The sequence below is a fragment of the Paraburkholderia sp. MPAMCS5 genome (assembly GCF_036016995.1).
Classification (GTDB): Bacteria; Pseudomonadota; Gammaproteobacteria; order Burkholderiales; family Burkholderiaceae; genus Paraburkholderia.
Genome location: NZ_JAYXBK010000025.1, coordinates 39,780 through 57,654, shown reverse-complemented (window position 1 = coordinate 57,654; position 17,875 = coordinate 39,780). Strand labels below are relative to the sequence as shown.

The window sequence follows — 17,875 nt, the reverse complement described above, 5'->3', positions numbered from 1 at the left end:
TGCGACGGTGCACCTGGCGAGCGCATCGCTCCTCGCCCTGTCAACTTCTGCATCCACCCGGCTGGTCGTCCCATAAACACCTCCCCGATTAAAGGTGTTGCGACAACCGGTTGAATCCGCCCAATATACTTCCATTGCCTTTGGACGGCGCTGCCGCGAAGCAGGTGTACAGCCATCGATGGGCACGGCTGGCGATGCTTACGACAACGCGATGTGCGAGTCGTTCTTCGGCACGCTCGAAGCCGAACTGCTCTGTCGCGAACACTTCGCGACCCACGAACAGGCAAGGCGGCATTTGTTCTCGTTTCTGGAGAGCTGGTACAACATACGCCGCCTCCACAGCAGCATTGGCTACTGTTCGCCGCTCGAATTCGAAAACCTGCATGCGCAAGATCAAAGCTTATCGTCGCGCGGGTTGTCCACCGCCGGGCAGCGTCGTGGTCGTGACAGGCGACCCGCCGCCCGGCCGTGGACAACCCGCGATTCAACCTTATCGGGAGGTGCCACACCGCATTAGACTCAACTGCAGATCCGTCCGTCGAACCGGGTCAACCTCAGGCGACCTGATTCCAATCGGTGAGCTGGCCGCTGTCTCGAAGTCGATGGAGGAACGCCAATACCTCTTCGTGCCAGGAAAGCCCATCCTGGGCGCCAACCCTAACCACCGTCGGCACCGCTGGAAACGTCGCATCTTGTGGTTCAACAACCTTGTCGTATCGAAACGTCCGCGTACCGTCGGTCCAGATCTGGTCGGCCATCCATCCATTGTAGAAGCTGATGATGCCGGGATGGGACCGGTAGTTGGTCGTCAGCGTGATGCGCTTGCATGTCCCCGGCGGGAACTGCTCCGGAAACTCGAGGATGTTGCGGATTGTGGCCCCGCGAAACCGATACAGGCCCTGATCGTCGTCGCCGACGACGCATAGGTTGCGCCGTTCGCCCATCAACAACTTCAAGATCCTTTCCTGAATCGTGTTGGTATCCTGGTACTCATCAACCATCAAGTACGTCAGTTGCTTCTGCAGCGCCAGCAGCACGTCGGGCTGTTGTTCGAGCAGACGCAGCGCTTCCAACTGAATACCGGAGAAGTCCAAGGCGTTGTTTTCGAGCAGCAGTCGCTGATACAGCTCGAAACACCTACCGAGCGCCGCGACTGCCGCATCATCGGCTCCCACCAACCCGCCGACGTCCAACGCTTCTTCGGCCACGGTGTTGAGGCGCTTCAGCAACAGCTCGGACTGTCCCCAACGGCTGGTGTGCTCATCGCCCAAAACCAGATCGCTGTCTTCGATGGCACGAAAATCTGTGAGGTTTTTGTACAGGAAGAACTGTTGATCGAACTGGTCCATCAGCGTGAAACTTCGGCGCAAGCGGGTGAACTCCCGGTAGTCCTCCAGGAGCCGCAAACAGATCGAGTGGAACGTTCCGAGGTACATCTCGTTCAGGTTGAACGGGATTTCGAGTTCGTTGAGCCGATTCGAGACGCGGGTGGTCAGCTCGCGGGCAGCCTTATCCGTGAACGTGACAACAAACAGGTTCTCGGGAGCAGCGCCGTGATTCGTCACGAGGTTCACGATACGCTCAACCAGCGTGAACGTCTTGCCCGAGCCCGGGCCCGCTATGATGAGTACAGGCCCCTCGGTGGCCTGGATGGCCTCAAGTTGAAATGCGTTTGCCGTCATTGTTCAACCTTATTGCCGGGTGCCAACACGGCGTTCTCGACGCCATACTGCATGGGTGTGTTCGGTAACCAAAGATGGTGTTTGAGCGTCGATAAGACGTGGTCACTTCCCCAATATGGCCGTTCGACAGTGCCACGGACGGCATGCAATTTCTCCTTGATGGCCGTTCAACGAGCAATTCCCGCTACACGGGCTGGATGCCAATAGCCGGCGTTATGCGAGCGCGTATTTCCTGATAGACAGCGATTCCTGAGCCGACGCCGACCTCCAGCGAGACGCACAGGGCGAACTTCACCTTACCGGCCAGGTCGCCAGCGTCCGCAGCACAGTTCACCTTGCACACGAAGCGGTCGCCATCCACGAACGCCACGGCGTCTTCACCTTCCAGAATCTCGTGCTGTACCGTGCCGCGCATAACTGCCTTTTCGTGGGCGCTATTGAGGCGTTTGATGCGCAACTGCTCCTGCGGCGGAGTTACCCATAGCTTGGCGCGGCGATAGCTTTGATGAGCGAAGTTGATCGGAGACATCCAGGCCAGAGTGAGCGTCAACCGTCGCCATGCCCTTTTACCTGCAAGACTGGGTGGCAGCGGTGCAGAGAAGACAAACGCTTCGTCGGCGCCCAATTCACCGACGCCAAGCAGCGTCGCCCGTTCAGCGGTGCAAGTCACGGCTCGATCCACATCGACCACGCCATACCCCAACCAACGGGTGACGAAGTCTTTCTCGGCTATCCGCCTCGAATTTGCATTCTGAATAAGCTGGAAGTCCGGGCGTTGGGCCAGGAGCCTGTCTGACCATTCGCCCCATTGCGCACCATGTACCAACAAGGCCTTGAGTAAGACCGCATCGAACTCGGCGGCTGGAGCATCGGCGACTTGCACACGCAGCGATTCGATCACGTCGTACGCGTGCGCCGCAGCGCGGCTGGCCAGCGCGGCAGCGTTGCTGGTACCGCGACTGTAGGCTGTCTCGTTGAGGGTTTGCCCGGGTAGTGGCGGTACGGCTGCACGATGGCCAGGTGCGGCGCTAGCCGTAACCGCATCGAGCACGCTTACCGGCGCACCCGCCAACATACGTTCGCGATGGAGCACGCGGCCGCCGGGCATCAGGATGTCGGGTTTGACCGAACGCCGGTACCCGTGACCCACACGGGAGAGCGGGCTAATCCCTCCAATGGCGAACAAGTCGAAACGGTCTGGTACCACGGGAGGCTGCGCGTGATCTGCATGCAGGGCACCGACAGTCAGCACGTTCATGGCCTCCGCCGGCGCGATGAGTCGGCGGTCCATACTCTCGGCGGTCAGCGCCGTGAAGGCTAAGCCCGCACGGTCATCCGGCGTCATGCCGAGCAGGGTGTTGCTAGGGCTTTGCAGTGCGAGTGGGCGCAGGTCATTGCCGGCGCTGACAATGAACAGTAGGGAATACCGAAAAGCGAGCCAATCGAGCAGGCGCGCCCAAGGCGACATCTCGCGCACAAACAATCGAGTGTCGTCGCCGACGGAAAGATTGATGATGCGTACCGTCGGTGCCACAGCTTCCTGGCCAGCTTCCCCTTCGCAAATCCGTCTTACCGCGCGATGAATCAGGTCGATCAGCAGTTCGTCGTCCGGCGTGTGCTCGCGACGGCGCGGGTTGAAGGTGTCCAGAGGGTCCGGCCGCAGAATAGGACGGACATACAGTTTCCGATCCAGCGGCGCGGGAAATCCATCCAACTCACCGTGCAGGATCAGTGATGCCATGGACGTGCCATGCACGCGGTCCTTGGCTTCGTATTCGACCTCCCAGCCATCCGGATCATCGACCACAAGTCGGCCTGCCAACAAAGCATGATTGCTGAGTGGCAAGCCATCCAACAGTGCGATCACCGGAGCCTTGTCTGCCCCGGCGGGTATCTCTGCCTGCACGATGAGTTGAGGCTCGTTCACACCGTCGGTGACCGACTGCGCCTTAGGCCGGAAGAACATGATGCGATCCGATAGCACAAGTTCCGGCGTTTCTCCCGCCAGGATAGTCGCTATAGCTGCCGCAGGCAGCTCAACCAGAAAGCCGTGGTAAGCAATTTCGGGGATCAACGCACGGCTTAGAACACGACCATTCAGCCGCTGGACCAGTGCTTCCACCTCGACGCGCGCCGTCTCATTTTTCTGCGGTACGCTGAAGTGCCAGGCTTCAATCTCGAACCGTATGGCAGCCATGCCATTGTCGATGCCATCCTGCCAGTATCGGCGCATGTCGGCATCGACGCGATCGCCGATGCTCCAATGACGAATGGTGCGCAACTGCTCAAAGACGTGCTTGAACGGTGCCAAGCCTCGCGCGAACTGCACATCGGGATTCTGTTGGTGGCGATTCCATAGCGCCAACAGTTGTGTCAGCGCTTCCTGATTGGTTCCGAGCAGGAAAAGACGCCCGGCGTAAGGCTTATGTTGTTGCCCCCGGCTTTCGGCATAGAAATCTTCGTCGGGTTCGATTTGCTCCTCGGCCCATTCGAGCAGCCAATCCAGACCAGGCACCTTGCTGACGGCATTGGCGAAGTTCTGTACCGTGCCTGCAACTTCCAGCACGAGGATCAGCTCGGGGTTCTCCATCGGCGCGGCCTGCTGCAGCCTGAGGCGTTTCGCCTCGAAGGCTTGTTGCAGTACTGCGAGTTGTGGCGCTATACGCGCTCTCTGACGTCCGATTCCAGGGAAGTGAACTGAACCACTACCCCCACCTAGCGAGTTCCGACCAGCTTCAGTTGGCGCGGAGAAAAAAAGAAGCGGATAGTTTTCATTCGCCATAAGTCAGCGTTGCCCGTTCTTGTTATTGGTCGATCGTGAATCGCGTCTTCCACTGGTTGAGGCGTTCAACAATGATGCGTTTAAGATTGGCAGCAGGAAGCGCCAGAACGTAGCGGCGCTGTATGTCTTCACAGAACTGCTCCAGGTCGGAGAAGCTTGACGCCTCGAGCTTTGAGGCCAAGGTCTTCGGCGTTATGCCGAGGGGGGCGTCCAGTCGCTTTTGCAGACGCACGAACCATTCTTCTTTTTGCGCCACGGTGGGCTCCGGCAGCGCGAGGCGCAACTGGAAACGGCGCCACACGGCACGATCCAGCAGTTCAGCGTGGTTGGTGGCGGTCACAACGACTACATGGCTGGGCAGTGCATCGATCTGCAGCAGCAGAGAGCTGACCACGCGCTTGATCTCGCCGGTTTCGTGCGTATCCCCTCGCTCCTTGCCAAGGGTATCGAACTCGTCGAAGAACAGCACACACTGGTGCGTGCGCACGAAGTCAAAGAGCCGCTTCAAGCGGCCACTAGTCTCGCCAAGGAAGCTGCCGATCACCGCCTCGTAGCGCACGACGAACAACGGCACCATCAGTTCGGCGGCAAGCGCTTCAGCTAATGAAGTCTTGCCGTTACCCGGCGCGCCGGACAACAGTACTCGATGCCGAGGCTCTACTCCGTAGGAGCGCAGCAAGTCCTTACGATGCTGCTCCTCGACCAGCTCGCGACATGCAGTGAATACGGTTTCATTGAGCAATAGCGAATCCAAGGTTCTCCTTGGCTCAACTTCATACAGCAGGCCACCGTGTCCGCCATCGAAAGAGCGCACAACCTCGGCCGAGCGCGGGCCCGATTTGGCCGATCCCAGGTTCTCGACTAGCTTGTCGGCCAGTTGATGGTGATGCTTGGCGCGCTCTTCAGCCGCCATGGCTTCGACGGTCGTGCGCAGTAGTTGCTGGTCGCCCTGGCTTCCTGCCTTGACTAGGCTTACGAGTAGGTCTGCTCGCGACATGTGCTTACCTTGCCCAATATCTGTTTCATGTGTGTACTGCGGGTCCGTCTAAGCTGCGACAGTGATCGAAGCGCGGCTGGTCTTCCTTGCAGGCCTGACGACGATCTCAACATGCTGACCGAGCGATACCAGCGCCTGCATCAGGCGTTCGAGTGAAATGTTCTGCAGCTTATAACGACGAACCTGCGATATCTTCGGTTGCGTCATCCCGGTAATTTCGGCAACTTTCATCTGGCTGAGGCCGCGCTCTTCAATCAACGCGTTCAACTTGACAGCAAGGATGGTCTTTGCCGACAGATCCCCCGCATCGTTAAAGCCGGGGGTAGTTAGCACATTGTCTGTGCCGCCGTGCGTCTCTCTGCGTTGCATCGTCATCTCCCGCCTAGTCGTACCGCGCGTCAACGACATTTTGCGCTCCCGACTTTTGGGGGCGCTAGCGGCATTAGTCCGGATTATATCCGTTCATGTATAGAAAACAACCGACAAGAGGGCAGCGCCTGTGGTCTGACGTCACAAGGGGACTCGTAAGGGAGCACTGCTTTGCAAAACCACGCGCTCGTGTCTGGCCTACGACACGCCCGCTCCAGCGGGTTGTTCGCCTGTTTGTCGATAGTCGGGGGGTCCGGAAGCACCCGCGGCGGTGGATTCGAAAGCGCGAACACGGCATCCGCCTAGATAGTCGGCTGTCCGGCGGCGCCGCTCATCACGAGCCCGCGATAGATCGCAAGCCGCCAGATCGTCCGTGTAGGTGCGTTCGGATCTCTGCGCCGCGCGATCGGCAAAGGTGCCGGCAGCGAGGCTCTCGTCGAGGCGCGCGCCCCAGCCTTGATTTGCAAAGAGCGTTTCGAACGTGCCCGTCACATACCGGAGAATGCGGCAGATCCGGTGCCGCGCGCGCAATGCGGTCCGCCCTTGCCTTCCGGCCGTTTCGCAGGCAATAGCACGTCGTTTCCACCCCGGCAAGAAATCGCTACATCTGATAACTGGAGTTATCACGAGTGGTGATTTTCCTTGGCAGATTTGACGCGCTCCGCCATACTTCGCCGGAACGCCTGCCTAGCAAGGCTTTGCGGGCAAGCCCAACATCACCTCTGAACCGGGAGCTGCCGCCGATGCCGCCACCGACGTGCAATGAAGCGAAAGTAGAAGCGTTTCGGAAGTGAAACTAGCATCAGCGTAGGCTTAAACCTGGTGACCGAACGGGGACGCTCCTCGCCCCAATAGGGCTTATCGCTCGATAGACCAGCGCGGACTATTAAGCATACACTCAAGACACGGAATACCGCGGATCGGCTGGCGTACAAAAGTCTTGTCAGCAGTGTCTGTCGCCCCCATAATGGTGACCAAGTGGACTGGGAGTTCCCGGTCGGCGTCAAAGCCTCGGTGAGTCTCACCGGGGCTTTTCGCTTTCTCGCGACGGGAAAATCTTCAGTCCCCAGTCCTCGTAGCCTTCTCCCAGACGTTCGCGCCCGCCGCTGCAATAGAATTTTCGTTTCAGCACCTCGAATGCGCGGTTCTCCTGCCCCGGGCGAATAACACTCATCCCGACCGGCCGGGCCACAAGGTCAGCGAGTTGCAGCCCGGGCGAATCGACCTTCTTGTCAGCAAAGATGACGTCGAACGGCAGGGAGATGCCCAGTCGGTTGGCCCCGTCACAGATCCGACGAAACTCAAGCTCGAGCTCGTTATCCTCCTTCTTGCCGCGGCATTCGACGACCACGTGCGTCAGCGCGCCATCCTGATTCTTTTCCTGAAGGAATTCGTAGAGCGTTTCGAGACAGAACCCCAGCGCAAGATGGTAGGGGTTGTTCTCCGCGTCGCCGCGCTCACGAAGCCGGGTCTTGTCAATGACACAACTGATCAGGATGAAGTTGCTGAGCTCAATGATGCCGGTCAGCTCGGAGATGAACTGCTGCTTGTGCTCGCGATTGACGAAGAAACGAAAATCTCCTTTCTCCTTCCGGATTTCATGTTCGTGGAGGACCACCAGGTCGTGACCGAAGTGGTTGAACTTGAACTTGTGTAGCGCCGGCACGACCTTTTCGCTGTAGTGCCGCTTGTAGAACACACAGAAAGCCAGCACGAACACCGGATAGTTGGCGTCCAGTGTCTGCATGCCGTGATCACCACTCTCATCCACGTAGACGACAAAATTGCTGTATTTGCCCGGCACCGACGTCTCGCCGGCATCATCGTCCGCGTCATGGTGCGGCTCATCGCTAAACAGCGAAAATTGCTGCGGCATCGGCGTTGGATCGTTGCTCATGCGTTGGTTACGCTCCCTTGGTCGTCTTCGCGCCGTGCGCCGGATTCTCGACGCAACTGCGGCAACTCACGGCGGTGTTTTGGCACGTACCGCCGGGATCCTGTCCCGGTCCGGCGAGCCGACTATTTTACTGCCGACCGATGCGCATCCGCTTTCCCGCACGAGATGTCGGTCGGCCAGCCCCTGATACACATGACGGCACGCAGCCGGGAGCGTCGCTCGGTGTGTGCTCGGAACAGTTGCGCGTCCTGGCAGCTTATTACCACCATTTTCTGCGCAAAGCGCTACTCTTTATCGGTTCGCCTCGTTTGGCATTGAGCTGGCAAGGAGGTCTGAAATCGCGTCGCTCGCCTGTTGGCGCGACGGCATCGTGCCGCTCCGGACCCGCGAGAGAACATCCGGTGACAGCCAGACATCCTCCATTGGGGGATGAACAAGGTAAACGCTAATGCTCTGCAGAGCATAAGCGCTTTTAGATACAGTTCCGGGTTGTACGCAGTTGGTCCGCTGACGATCCGATGTTTCTGGATTGCCGGCGGATCAACTGTAAATAATCAGAGCTGTTGAAGGAAGGCAAGCACGCTGTCGGTGGGCTTGAACCGAAGGGAAGTTGCGTCTGTGGGCGCCAGCTTCTCAAGGGCCCGCTCCTTTGTTGCGAGGTCAGCGTCGATGTACATGTGCGTGGTCTCGATACTCTCGTGACCGAGCCAGAGGGCGATGATACTGATGTCGATGCCGGCCTGCAGCAAATGTGCCGCGGTCGTGTGCCTCACGACATGCGGAGAAATGCGCTTGTCTGCCAGGCTTGGACAATGCGAACTTGCCCGGCTGATGGCCTGCTGCAGGATGTAGTCGACACCGTTACGCGATAGTTGCCGGCCACGGTGACTGGGAAACGCGATCGTCGTGCGGGTACCCTCCAGTTCATGGAACCATGCCTTCAGGATTTGGGCAGTATTTGACCACAATGGGATGCTCCGCTCCTTGCGGCCTTTCCCCTTCAGGTTAATGAACGTGCTGCTGCCGAACTGAACCTGCGCCTGCTGAAGCGCCGTGATTTCTGAAACACGAGCGCCGGTGTTATAAAGCGTCAGCAGCAATGCATGATCACGGCGCCCCAGCCATTGGGACCGGTCAGGCGCAGCAAGTACTGCATCAATTTCGGCGCGGCTGAGCGACTGCACAAGCCGTCGATCAGTTCGCTTCACAGGTATGGCAAGAACGCGTGTGGCCAGCCCGGCCAGTTCTGGATCGCACAGCGCAATCCATCGGAAGAAACTGCGGATCGCCGCAAGCCGGACATTGCGCGAGCGTGCTGAGTTGTGTCGCGTAAATTCCAGATGATCGAGAAACGACAGAATGATTGGCGCATCCAGCGCGGCCACACGCAATGACGAAGGCTCGGTGTGGGTTCGATCCCGTACAAATTGGAGCAACATGCGAAACGTGTCCCGGTAACTCGAAACAGTCCGAGGACTGACATGTTTATGGGCGAGCAGATGCTCGACGAAGAAGCCCTGCAGCAATGGGCCGATCATGGTGGTGGACTTCATTTCGCTTCTCCCAGGCTGACGTATTCCCGAAATGCCATCGCCGCGGTCAGCAGGAGCGCGGGTGTCGCGGTTAGGTACCAGTACGTTTCCACGGGACTGACATGTCCCAGGTAGACCGACAGATTAGGTATCCATTGCTGGACTGGCGCCCCCGCCAGACTCCATTGCGTCAGTCGCTCTACGGCGAACGTGTGTCGGAGGCTGTGGAGGGTTGGTCGCCGGGCGTCGGAAGACGGCAGCATGCCTAGCCGACGCGCCGTACGTGTAAACCAAGTCGCGAAGAATCCGTAGTCGATCGCCGTTCCGATTTCGGACATGAAGAACCGATCCGACAGCCCGGCGTATCCCAGTTGCTCGCGAAGCCGCACGTAGGCCTTTAACTTCTCCGCTGCCGTCACATGCAGCGGCACGATCCTCGACTTGCGACACTTGGTCTCAAGAACGAGGATCCTTGGCGGATCAGCGTCGAGTAGCACGTCGTTGATAGTCAACCGAATGGCCTCGCCTGCGCGTATTCCGGTGCTGGCCAGCAGGCCTATCATCGACACGTACACGTGCGGCCGCAGTGTGCGACGCGGCCGCATCGCGGCGGCGGCATCAAGCATGCTGACGAGTTCCTGTTGCGTGAAGATGTAGGGCCGATGCCTCTGCGGCCGCGCAAGCAAGCCGGGCCCGGGAATCTGCGTTTCCGGAACGCTAGCCCGCAGATAGCAAAGGAATCTTCTGACTGTGGAAAGGCGGATTGCCTGCGCAGCAGGACCTCGGACGGACGATGGCCCGCATGCCCAGTTCACCGCGAGTTGAGAGTCAATCGGCCACCGTCCGTTAGGGGAGATCACATACTCGACGAAGTTTCTCAGCAAGACCTTTCTGGCTGCATCGTTAAATCCCAGCGCCTCCCGAACAGCAAGATAGGCATCAAGGTGGCTGCGCAATTCCAGAGGGCCGTTCATGATCTCGCTCCCGGCCATGGCAGCGCCACTTGCACGAGCGTGGCGACATCGAGCTTGGCATAGATCGCAGTCGTCGCCAGCGAAGCATGTCCCAGCACATCGGCGACGTCTTTGAAACTCGCTCCACGGCACACCATCCGGGTTGCGGCCGAGTGGCGTAGCGCGTGTGCAGCGGCCGGGATGCCCACCACGCCCGCTCGGGTCATCGCGCGGCGGACGGTTCTCGATATTACCGAAGAGTCCAGAATCGGCCCGTACGGCTCTTTGGTGCTCAGAAAGATCGTGCGGCAGAGGCTGGCAGGACGTTCATGATGAAGATAAGCATACAGAGCCTCACCAACATCGCGAGGCAAAGGCAAGCGTCGTTCGCGATGGGATTTCCCGGGGGCAATACCCACGCACCCTTCTGCCCAGTTGATATCATCGAGCGTCAGGTGCCTGACCTCGCAGGCTCGCAATCCCATTCTCGCCAGGATTAGCACGATGGCATGGTTGCGCAGCTCCTGCGGTGGACGGCGACAATCATGTTGGCCGGTGTAGCGGCGAAGGTTTTGGCCGGTGATGTGGAGTCAAAGGCGGCGTAGCCGCCGAAGGCGACGCATCACCGGCGGCGCCGAGTCGGCTGGGTTCTACGATGGCTGATCGAATAAAAAAGCGATCAGCTACATGTCTGGAACCCGCATTACCGACCAACAGGTTCGCCTCTACATGTCTAAACGCAAACATCACTCGCAGGAGATCGCCGCAGCGAAGGCTGGCATCAGCGTACGCAGCGCCCGGCGCATAGAAGGAGACGCCACGATGCCTTCCCAGAAGCCGCGCGGCTACTGGCGCTCACGCCCCGACCCGTTCGCTGACGTCTGGGACACCGAAGTCGTTCCGATGCTTGCAAATGCGCCGCAACTTCAGGCGATCACGATCCTGCGCAAACTGCAGGACGATCACGCCGGACAGTATCCCGACAGCACACGCCGCACACTTGAGCGGCGCGTGAGGCAATGGAGGGCGATGTCCGGTCCGCCCAAGGAAGTCTTCTTCCCCCAGCAGCATGAGCCCGGCGCACGCGGTCTGTCCGACTTTACCGACATGGCCGAAGTGCGCGTGACGATCGCTGGCATCCAGTTCGATCACCGCCTGTATCACTTCGTGCTCGCGTTCTCACGCTGGGAATACGTCAACGTCGTTGAAGGCGGCGAGAGCTTCGAGGCCCTGTCCATGGGATTGCAGAACGCCCTGTGGCAAGCGGGCGGATGTCCGCGCGAACATCGCACCGATAGCCTGTCAGCGGCGTTCAGAAACCTCGCCGACGAAGACGACTTCACGGCACGCTATGCGGCGCTGCTTGAGCACTACGGCATGCACGGCACGCGCAACAATCGTGGCCTTGGTCACGAGAATGGCAGCGTTGAATCGTCGCATCGCTATCTTAAAGAAGCCGTCGATCAGGCGTTGATGTTGCGCGGTCATCGAGACTTCGCCGATCGTGCGGCCTACAACGAGTTTCTGCGCGAGATCGTCATGCGCCGTAACCGGCGTAACGCGGCGGCGTTCCGCCTTGAGCGCGCACAGCTCATGGATCTGCCGCCAAGGCGCACGACCGACTTCGTAGAGGAAGAAGCGCGCGTCACACGCTGCAGCACATTCACTGTGCGCGGCATTCTGTACAGCGCGCCATCGCGCCTGATTGGTCACCGCCTGAAGGTGCGCGTTTATGGTGACCGGCTTGACTGCTATCTGTCCGGCGCACTGGTGCACAGTACCCCGCGAGGCTCGCGTGCCGGCGATAACCGTCGTTCACTGGATTACCGACACTTCATCGAGAGCCTCAAACGCAAGCCACAGGCCTTCAAGGGACTTGCGTTTCGCGACGAGCTGTTTCCGCGTGAAGCCTATCGCCGGACCTGGGAACAGCTGGAGGTGCGATTGGCGCAACGCGAGGCGTGCAAGACGATGGTCGGATTGCTCGAGCTCGCCGCGATGGATGGCGTCGAGGCTCTGTTGGCCGCGCGCCTGAATGCCTTGCTCGTTGACAGTAATCTGCCCGATCTGAAGGCGTTGCGCGAGGAATTTGCGCCACGTCATGCCACTTGCCCAGTCGTCAATGTCGAGATGCCACCCGTAAGCAGCTATGACGACCTGCTGCACAAGGAGGTGGCGGCATGAGCACACCCGCTTACGATGCTGGCCGTCTGGCCCTGATGCTCAATGAACTGCGCCTGCCGACGATCGCCCGTCTGTGGCCCGAGTTTGCGCAGCGTTCCGATAAGGAAGGCTGGCAGGCTACACGGTTGCTCGGAGCGCTGCTCGAGCACGAACTGGCCGAACGGGCGAAACGACGCATCGAACGACACCGTGCCGAGTCGCATCTGGACCCGACCAAAACGCTTGCAACCTTCGACTTCAGCATGGTGCCGATGGTCTCGAAGGCGCACGTTATGGCACTCGCGACCGGCGACGCATGGCTTGAGAAAGGCGCCACGGCGCTTCTGTTTGGGCCACCCGGGGCTGGAAAAAGCCATCTGGGTTCGGCCATCGGACACGCGCTGATCGACGCAGGCTACCGGGTGATGTTCACGCGCACCAGCGAGCTCGTGCAGAAGTTGCAGGCTGCACGGCAGAGCCTGCAGTTGCCGTCGGCCCTTGCCAAACTAGATCGGTTCGACCTGATCATCCTGGACGACCTGTCGTACGCCCGTAAGGACCAGGCTGAAACGAGCGTGCTGTTCGAACTGATCGCCGAAAGATACGAGCGCCGTAGCCTCCTCATCACGGCTAACCAGCCGTTCTCCGGCTGGAACGACGTGTTCCCGGATCCCGGCATGACCGTCGCTGCAATTGACCGGCTCGTCCATCATTCGACGATCTTCGAGATGAATGTCGAAAGCTACCGTCGTCGCACCGCCAGCGACAAACAGAACAGCCGGCGCCGACAATCATCCAGCGACAATCAAAAGGAAGGAGCGACAAACATGGCTGAATAACCGCCGACAATCAACCCGGTCGACCGGCCAAGATGGTTGTCGGTAAACCGGCCATCCTGCTTGACGTTATCCACTGCGGACTGCTATCCAATGCTGCTCCGAGCACGCGTTCGGTTTCATCGATAGCGAGATGGACAGGCAGTGATGCGTGTTTCCATTGAGGCATTGAAGGGGGATGAACAAGGTAAGCGCAATTTCCTATCATAATCCTCGAAGTTATGAAAATTCTTTTGCCTATTCGTAAATCGACATAAACGAGCTACCGCTTGAGGTCGCGTGCGGCGAACGCCTGATCGAACTGCCGGGCTCGCTGCACTTCATCGCTGTGCAGATAGGTTGACGTCGTCGAGATCGACGAATGGCGCAGATTGTCGCGCACCATGATTAGCTCGGCGCCTCGGGTCAGCGCATGTGACGCGTGCGTGTGGCGCATCCAGTGTGGGCTCGCGCGGCGCAGCTTCTCGGCTGTCGCGGGCCGCTCGTCCTGGATCGCATCTGCGACCAGCACGAAGAACCGCCTCAGCACGCGCCAAAGCCTTGTGCTTTCGATGTGCGCGCCGTCCCCCTCGAGGCTCGCGACGAGCGGCGTCGCCGGATTCCAGCGCGCGGGCGTGACCGGCAGGCCCCGCTGCACGAGAAACTGGTCAAGCGCTGTCCGCGCAAGCGGTGGCAATGCCACCTTGCCGCGCTTGCCACCCTTGCCGAGCACGTGCAGCCAATGATCGCCGTGCTCGTCCCGGCGAATGTCGGCAAGCGTCGCGCCGACCAGTTCGCTCGCGCGCAGGCCGGTCGCATAGCCGAAGTCGAGCAGAAACCGCAAGCGCTGCGCGGCCCGCACGCTCCAGCCATAAGACCATTCGAGGCCATCGGCCAGCGTGCGGATCAGCCGCCACTCGCCCTCGGAGAAGCCCCGCGACGCGTCCAATCCGGCGCTCGGCCCATGGCTCTTGACCTTGACGCCGGCGAACGAATTCGCGAGCACATAGCGCTGCTCGACCAGCCAGCGGAACAGTGCCGACAGGACATTCAATGCGTACGCTGCCGAGCGGGCTGACAGTGGGCCGGTAAACGGCCGCCATTCGACACTGTGCCTCGGCCGGGATGGTCCGACCCAGCGTTCGCGCGGCGTCGGCCGCCGCAGGAATGCCCGGTAGGCGATCGCGTCGTCGGTGTTGAGCGACGACAGCGCGCGGCCTCGTTCGACGATTGCCCACAGGATCAGGCGTTCCGCCTCTTTTCGGTAAGCGCGCTGCGTGGCCGCCGATTCGTGCAGCGACAGCCAGGACTGGACCGCTTCGTAGTCGTTGGACGCGTTCAGCAGACAGGCGGCCTGCGGTGCGCGGAACTGTCCGTGCGAGCCGTCGACTTCGTTCGGCACGCGCAACTGCTCCCATGGCACGACGTCTCCGGCCGGCGCCGCGACGATCAACGCCCGCGCCCGTTCGGTTAGCGCCGGATGGGCGGCAAAGAATGCCTCGATATGCCGTGCGCTCGCGACACCGAGACCATCGATTGCCGCCCACCAGCGGCGCCGGCGCGGAATCCGCACGGTCAGCTCGGCCAGCGTCCGGATGCCGTGCGCCTGCAGGGTGGCCACCGCCCGCGGCGGCAACCACCGGTCGATCTCGTCGGCGATGTGCGGCACCGGTGCTGGCAGGCTGCGCAACGTTTCGATTGCACGCGCAACGGCGTCGGCCGGCCTGGGCCCCCTTTCGCCGAATACCTCCGCCAGATCGTCGCGATGGCGGCTTGCCGCATATGCGACCAAGGCACGCCGGATGCGGCCGAGCACGCCGCGCGACGACGCGCCGGCTGCTCTTCGGTCGCCCAGATAGCGGGCGACCGCGGCCCGTGCGTCAAGGCCCGCGTACCAGGCGCGCAGCGCGGCCAGTTCGGCGTCGTCGGGAAACATGATCGGTTCGGTCTCACGCGTTTTCATGATCGGCAGTTTAGTTCAAAATGGGCAATGGACTGATAATGTTATTTATCAGTCCATCCGTATTCCGTGCACCCCAAACCGAGCCCAGAGCAGCCTGGTCTCGCCCTCCGGTCAACTCCTGAGGCATGACCTACGGGGCGGCAGCAGACGTTAAGGGTTATTCGATGCCGGCCCTCATTCGCGTGACGATGGGCGCGCGACGACGTGTGCGGGCCGGGATCGAATAACCGCTAACGCAGGCAAAGAAAATAGGCTTACCATTGGTTTTTGTGGCTTCTCACGCTGCTACAGTCCGAGGTCTTTGGAGTAGCCCCACGTATCTGAGGACACAAGGACTCTCTTAAAATACGGATAGTCTTGTGACCATCACGAAGCCTAGTCATTACGTGGAAAGCATCGAAATTTTGAGCGGACCGGAGCGTCGTCGGCGACGCACGGTGCAGGAAAAAATCGCCATCGTGCAGGAGACGTTAGCTCCGGGCGCGTCGGTATCGGCAGTGGCCCGACGGCACGGCGTCAATCCGAACCAGATGTTCGGCCGGCGCAAGCAGCACCAGGAAGGCAGCCTGGCGGCAGTCAAAGCGGGTGAGACAGTCGTCGCGGCGGCACCATCCAGGGAACTGCCTGCATGGCCCACGCTCGCCGAAAGATCCATGATCTACATGCCGTCCGTCCCAATGCGCTAACGGAAGAAGCGCTGCGCCGGATCGGCGCGCTCTACAAGATCGAGGAGCAGATCCGTGGCAGACCACCTGATGAGCGGCACAGCGTGCGCCAGGCGCGAGCGGTGGCGCTGCTCGACGACATGAAACGCTGGTTCGAAGCAACGCTCGCCACGCTTTCTGCAAAATCCGACACGACCAGGGCGATTCAGTACGCGCTGAATCGCTGGTCGGCGCTCATCTACTACTGCAGCGACGGGCGTGCGGAAATCGACAACCTGATCGCCGAGCGAGCACTGCGCGGCGTCGCCCTCGGCAGACGGAATTACTTGTTCGCCGGCGCCGACTCCGGTGGCGAACGTGCCGCCGCGATGTATAGCCTGATTGGCACGGCGCGCTTGAACGGCCTCGATCCCGAGGCGTATCTCACCTACGTGCTCGAGCGCGTCGCTGACCATCCGATCAACCGCATCGACGAACTGCTGCCGTGGAACGTGGCGTCGTCGCTACCCTCTACTGCCCACGTGGAGCCTATCCGATAGCATCGCGCTCCCGTCGTCAACGATCTACGCTACGGTGCTGGTCGAGTGCTTACCCTGTACGCAGCGGAACTTCGGGATCGCGGCGAACATGCTGGTCATGGAGGACCAGGACGCGTTCCATCGCTGCCTGCTCCTCTTCGAGCAGACACGGTCCGCTGCCATAGACGTGTCTGCCGATGGAAACAATCTCGGGTTCTTCCAGCGGTGGCAAATTCGCAGCGCCCCGAAGAGCGTTCACCGCTTCATGCTGGGCATTCCGTGCGCTGCCAGGAGTCGCGAAAGAAGCCAGTGGCCGGCGAGAGACGTTCAGCCGCGCTTGCGCACGAGCCAGTTCTCGATGTGCAGTCCGGCGATGCGCGCAAACTCGCCCTCGTTGTCGGTCACCAGCACCGCATCGAGCGCCAGCGCGTGCGCCGCAATCAGCATATCGTTCGCCCCGATCGGCTGGCCGGCGCGCTCGAGCGCCGCGCGCAGCTGCCCGTAGAAACGGTCCGCATCGCCGTTGAGTGCCATCACGGGCAGGCTCGCCAACACGCTTTCAATGCGGCCGGTGAGTTCGGCCGACCCTTTCTTTTCCGCACCGAAACGCAGCTCGGCGGCCACGATGATCGAGGTGCATAAACTGTCCGGGTCGCACTGTGCGATGCGCGCGGCACACGCACCGCGCGTATTACGCAGGGCGTCGGAAATGATGTTGGTATCGAGTAGATACAGCGGCATCAGAGCTCCACGGGCTCGGCCGGCAGATCGCCTATGTCGGGGAACCCGACGTCGAGCGGCGCCCACTGCGCCAGCAGCTCGCGCAGGGGCGTGACGGGCAGCGGCTCGATAATGAGACAGGCTCCTTCCCGCCGGATGACAGCTTCCTCGCCGGGCAGCTCCAGCTCGCGTGGGATACGGATGGCCTGGTTGCGGCCGTTACGGAACAGCCGGACGTGTCGACCTTCGATCATGGCTGACCTCGCAGTTGATTGGCATATGCCAAAGCATATGCTAAAAGAGGGCGGCGCGCAATTTCGCCTCCGCTCAGCTCGGGGCGGCTTCAGAATTCGGACAGAAAAGCTGTTGGCCTGGCGCCCATTATTCCTACTAAAACATGTTATCAAGATAATACTGGCGCACCGGTGGCCACCCTCATGGTGAGACTTTACGGGACAACCCCTTCATGCCAACCGGGGTGCCCTCAAGAAACGGATTTTTACGTACGCTAAACCGCATCGACGAACTACTGCCCTGGAACGTCGCGCCGAATCTGCCACGCTTACGTCTACGCCGGGCGCGGCTGAGCGGCACTGGGGTGCCCGGCGATCTGCAGTCTTGCGTTGCGCCAAACTACGCAGCCACCGGGCAGCGGTAAATGGCCAAACGACAGCCCATCTGGCGAACGCACCGGTGCGACTAGCCCCTCCGAACGCATGGTGGGAACAGGGGACTCGAAACTACTGGCGCGACAGGCCCCGAACGTGCACTGTGTGAGCACCCCAGCCGCAAACACGGATCGGCGCACGCTCGTGGCAG

Annotated in this window: 14 protein-coding genes and 2 pseudogenes; 5 read left to right on the top strand and 11 right to left on the bottom strand. The window is 60.6% G+C overall.

The genetic code is table 11. The features are described from left to right. Positions 1–178 precede the first annotated feature (178 nt). Positions 179–517, top strand: coding sequence for an integrase core domain-containing protein (locus VOM14_RS31530; protein ID WP_442955606.1), 339 nt, complete (start codon positions 179–181; stop codon positions 515–517). Positions 518–554: 37 nt separating this feature from the next. On the opposite strand, the gene VOM14_RS30310 is transcribed toward VOM14_RS31530, so the two are convergent. From VOM14_RS30310 to VOM14_RS30275, 8 genes are all read right to left on the bottom strand, one after another. Then, a complete protein-coding gene (locus VOM14_RS30310; RefSeq protein WP_327632398.1) occupies positions 555–1,682 on the bottom strand; it encodes an ATP-dependent helicase in 1,128 nt (375 codons plus the stop codon). A 184-nt stretch (positions 1,683–1,866) separates the two neighbouring features. Continuing rightward, entirely contained in the window at positions 1,867–4,272 is a 2,406-nt protein-coding gene (locus tag VOM14_RS30305; protein WP_327632397.1) for a S8 family peptidase, read from the bottom strand. A 214-nt stretch (positions 4,273–4,486) separates the two neighbouring features. Then, the gene (locus tag VOM14_RS30300) at positions 4,487–5,461 is read right to left on the bottom strand and encodes an AAA family ATPase (protein ID WP_327632396.1); all 975 of its coding nucleotides are present in this window, start codon (positions 5,459–5,461) and stop codon (positions 4,487–4,489) included. A gap of 48 nt (positions 5,462–5,509) precedes the next feature. Continuing rightward, positions 5,510–5,830, bottom strand: coding sequence for a helix-turn-helix domain-containing protein (locus VOM14_RS30295; RefSeq protein ID WP_327632395.1), 321 nt, complete (start codon positions 5,828–5,830; stop codon positions 5,510–5,512). Positions 5,831–6,851: 1,021 nt separating this feature from the next. Continuing rightward, positions 6,852–7,727: a DUF3800 domain-containing protein gene (locus VOM14_RS30290; protein WP_327632394.1), complete on the bottom strand. Its 876-nt coding sequence runs from the start codon at positions 7,725–7,727 to the stop codon at positions 6,852–6,854. Between the two features lie 554 nt (positions 7,728–8,281). Then, a complete protein-coding gene (locus VOM14_RS30285) occupies positions 8,282–9,280 on the bottom strand; it encodes a tyrosine-type recombinase/integrase (protein ID WP_327632393.1) in 999 nt (332 codons plus the stop codon). Next, positions 9,277–10,233 (bottom strand): tyrosine-type recombinase/integrase, encoded by a 957-nt coding sequence (locus VOM14_RS30280; RefSeq protein ID WP_327632392.1) that lies wholly within the window; start codon positions 10,231–10,233, stop codon positions 9,277–9,279. Before VOM14_RS30280 ends, VOM14_RS30285 begins: the two co-directional genes overlap by 4 nt. Further along, positions 10,230–10,697: a tyrosine-type recombinase/integrase gene (locus tag VOM14_RS30275; protein WP_327632391.1), complete on the bottom strand. Its 468-nt coding sequence runs from the start codon at positions 10,695–10,697 to the stop codon at positions 10,230–10,232. The genes VOM14_RS30280 and VOM14_RS30275 overlap by 4 nt, the downstream gene beginning before the upstream one ends. 202 nt (positions 10,698–10,899) lie before the next feature. On the opposite strand from VOM14_RS30275, the gene istA reads away from it, so the two are divergent. Both istA and istB read left to right on the top strand, forming a co-directional pair. Then, positions 10,900–12,396, top strand: coding sequence for an IS21 family transposase (gene istA, locus VOM14_RS30270; protein ID WP_327632390.1), 1,497 nt, complete (start codon positions 10,900–10,902; stop codon positions 12,394–12,396). Beyond that, entirely contained in the window at positions 12,393–13,214 is an 822-nt protein-coding gene (istB, locus tag VOM14_RS30265; RefSeq protein WP_062092298.1) for an IS21-like element helper ATPase IstB, read from the top strand. Before istA ends, istB begins: the two co-directional genes overlap by 4 nt. Before the next feature lie 259 nt (positions 13,215–13,473). Here the strand turns inward: istB and VOM14_RS30260 are convergent, their stop codons facing one another. Beyond that, positions 13,474–15,153 carry a phage integrase family protein gene (locus VOM14_RS30260; RefSeq protein ID WP_327632389.1) on the bottom strand — a complete coding sequence of 560 codons (1,680 nt, stop codon included), beginning with the start codon at positions 15,151–15,153 and terminating at the stop codon, positions 13,474–13,476. A gap of 359 nt (positions 15,154–15,512) precedes the next feature. Between VOM14_RS30260 and VOM14_RS30255 the strand changes: the two are divergent. Further along, positions 15,513–15,782: pseudogene (locus tag VOM14_RS30255) on the top strand (transposase); the annotation flags it as partial. Next, positions 15,758–16,357 (top strand): annotated as a pseudogene (gene tnpC / locus VOM14_RS30250) (IS66 family transposase); the annotation flags it as partial. The pseudogenes VOM14_RS30255 and tnpC, both read left to right, overlap by 25 nt. Positions 16,358–16,663: 306 nt before the next feature. On the opposite strand, the gene VOM14_RS30245 reads toward tnpC, so the two are convergent. After that, positions 16,664–17,077 (bottom strand): type II toxin-antitoxin system VapC family toxin, encoded by a 414-nt coding sequence (locus VOM14_RS30245; RefSeq protein ID WP_042304111.1) that lies wholly within the window; start codon positions 17,075–17,077, stop codon positions 16,664–16,666. Beyond that, positions 17,077–17,310 (bottom strand): antitoxin, encoded by a 234-nt coding sequence (locus VOM14_RS30240; RefSeq protein WP_042304110.1) that lies wholly within the window; start codon positions 17,308–17,310, stop codon positions 17,077–17,079. The genes VOM14_RS30245 and VOM14_RS30240 overlap by 1 nt, the downstream gene beginning before the upstream one ends. Positions 17,311–17,875: the final 565 nt, after the last annotated feature.

What these genes read in the sequence shown, in the direction of transcription:
- VOM14_RS31530 (WP_442955606.1), top strand. Translation starts at nt 179, where the DNA reads ATGGGCACGGCTGGCGATGCTTACGACAACGCGATGTGCGAGTCGTTC.
- VOM14_RS30310 (WP_327632398.1), bottom strand. Translation starts at nt 1,682, where the DNA reads ATGACGGCAAACGCATTTCAACTTGAGGCCATCCAGGCCACCGAGGGG.
- VOM14_RS30305 (WP_327632397.1), bottom strand. Translation starts at nt 4,272, where the DNA reads ATGGAGAACCCCGAGCTGATCCTCGTGCTGGAAGTTGCAGGCACGGTA.
- VOM14_RS30300 (WP_327632396.1), bottom strand. Translation starts at nt 5,461, where the DNA reads ATGTCGCGAGCAGACCTACTCGTAAGCCTAGTCAAGGCAGGAAGCCAG.
- VOM14_RS30295 (WP_327632395.1), bottom strand. Translation starts at nt 5,830, where the DNA reads ATGCAACGCAGAGAGACGCACGGCGGCACAGACAATGTGCTAACTACC.
- VOM14_RS30290 (WP_327632394.1), bottom strand. Translation starts at nt 7,727, where the DNA reads ATGAGCAACGATCCAACGCCGATGCCGCAGCAATTTTCGCTGTTTAGC.
- VOM14_RS30285 (WP_327632393.1), bottom strand. Translation starts at nt 9,280, where the DNA reads ATGAAGTCCACCACCATGATCGGCCCATTGCTGCAGGGCTTCTTCGTC.
- VOM14_RS30280 (WP_327632392.1), bottom strand. Translation starts at nt 10,233, where the DNA reads ATGAACGGCCCTCTGGAATTGCGCAGCCACCTTGATGCCTATCTTGCT.
- VOM14_RS30275 (WP_327632391.1), bottom strand. Translation starts at nt 10,697, where the DNA reads ATGGGATTGCGAGCCTGCGAGGTCAGGCACCTGACGCTCGATGATATC.
- istA (WP_327632390.1), top strand. Translation starts at nt 10,900, where the DNA reads ATGTCTGGAACCCGCATTACCGACCAACAGGTTCGCCTCTACATGTCT.
- istB (WP_062092298.1), top strand. Translation starts at nt 12,393, where the DNA reads ATGAGCACACCCGCTTACGATGCTGGCCGTCTGGCCCTGATGCTCAAT.
- VOM14_RS30260 (WP_327632389.1), bottom strand. Translation starts at nt 15,153, where the DNA reads ATGAAAACGCGTGAGACCGAACCGATCATGTTTCCCGACGACGCCGAA.
- VOM14_RS30245 (WP_042304111.1), bottom strand. Translation starts at nt 17,077, where the DNA reads ATGCCGCTGTATCTACTCGATACCAACATCATTTCCGACGCCCTGCGT.
- VOM14_RS30240 (WP_042304110.1), bottom strand. Translation starts at nt 17,310, where the DNA reads ATGATCGAAGGTCGACACGTCCGGCTGTTCCGTAACGGCCGCAACCAG.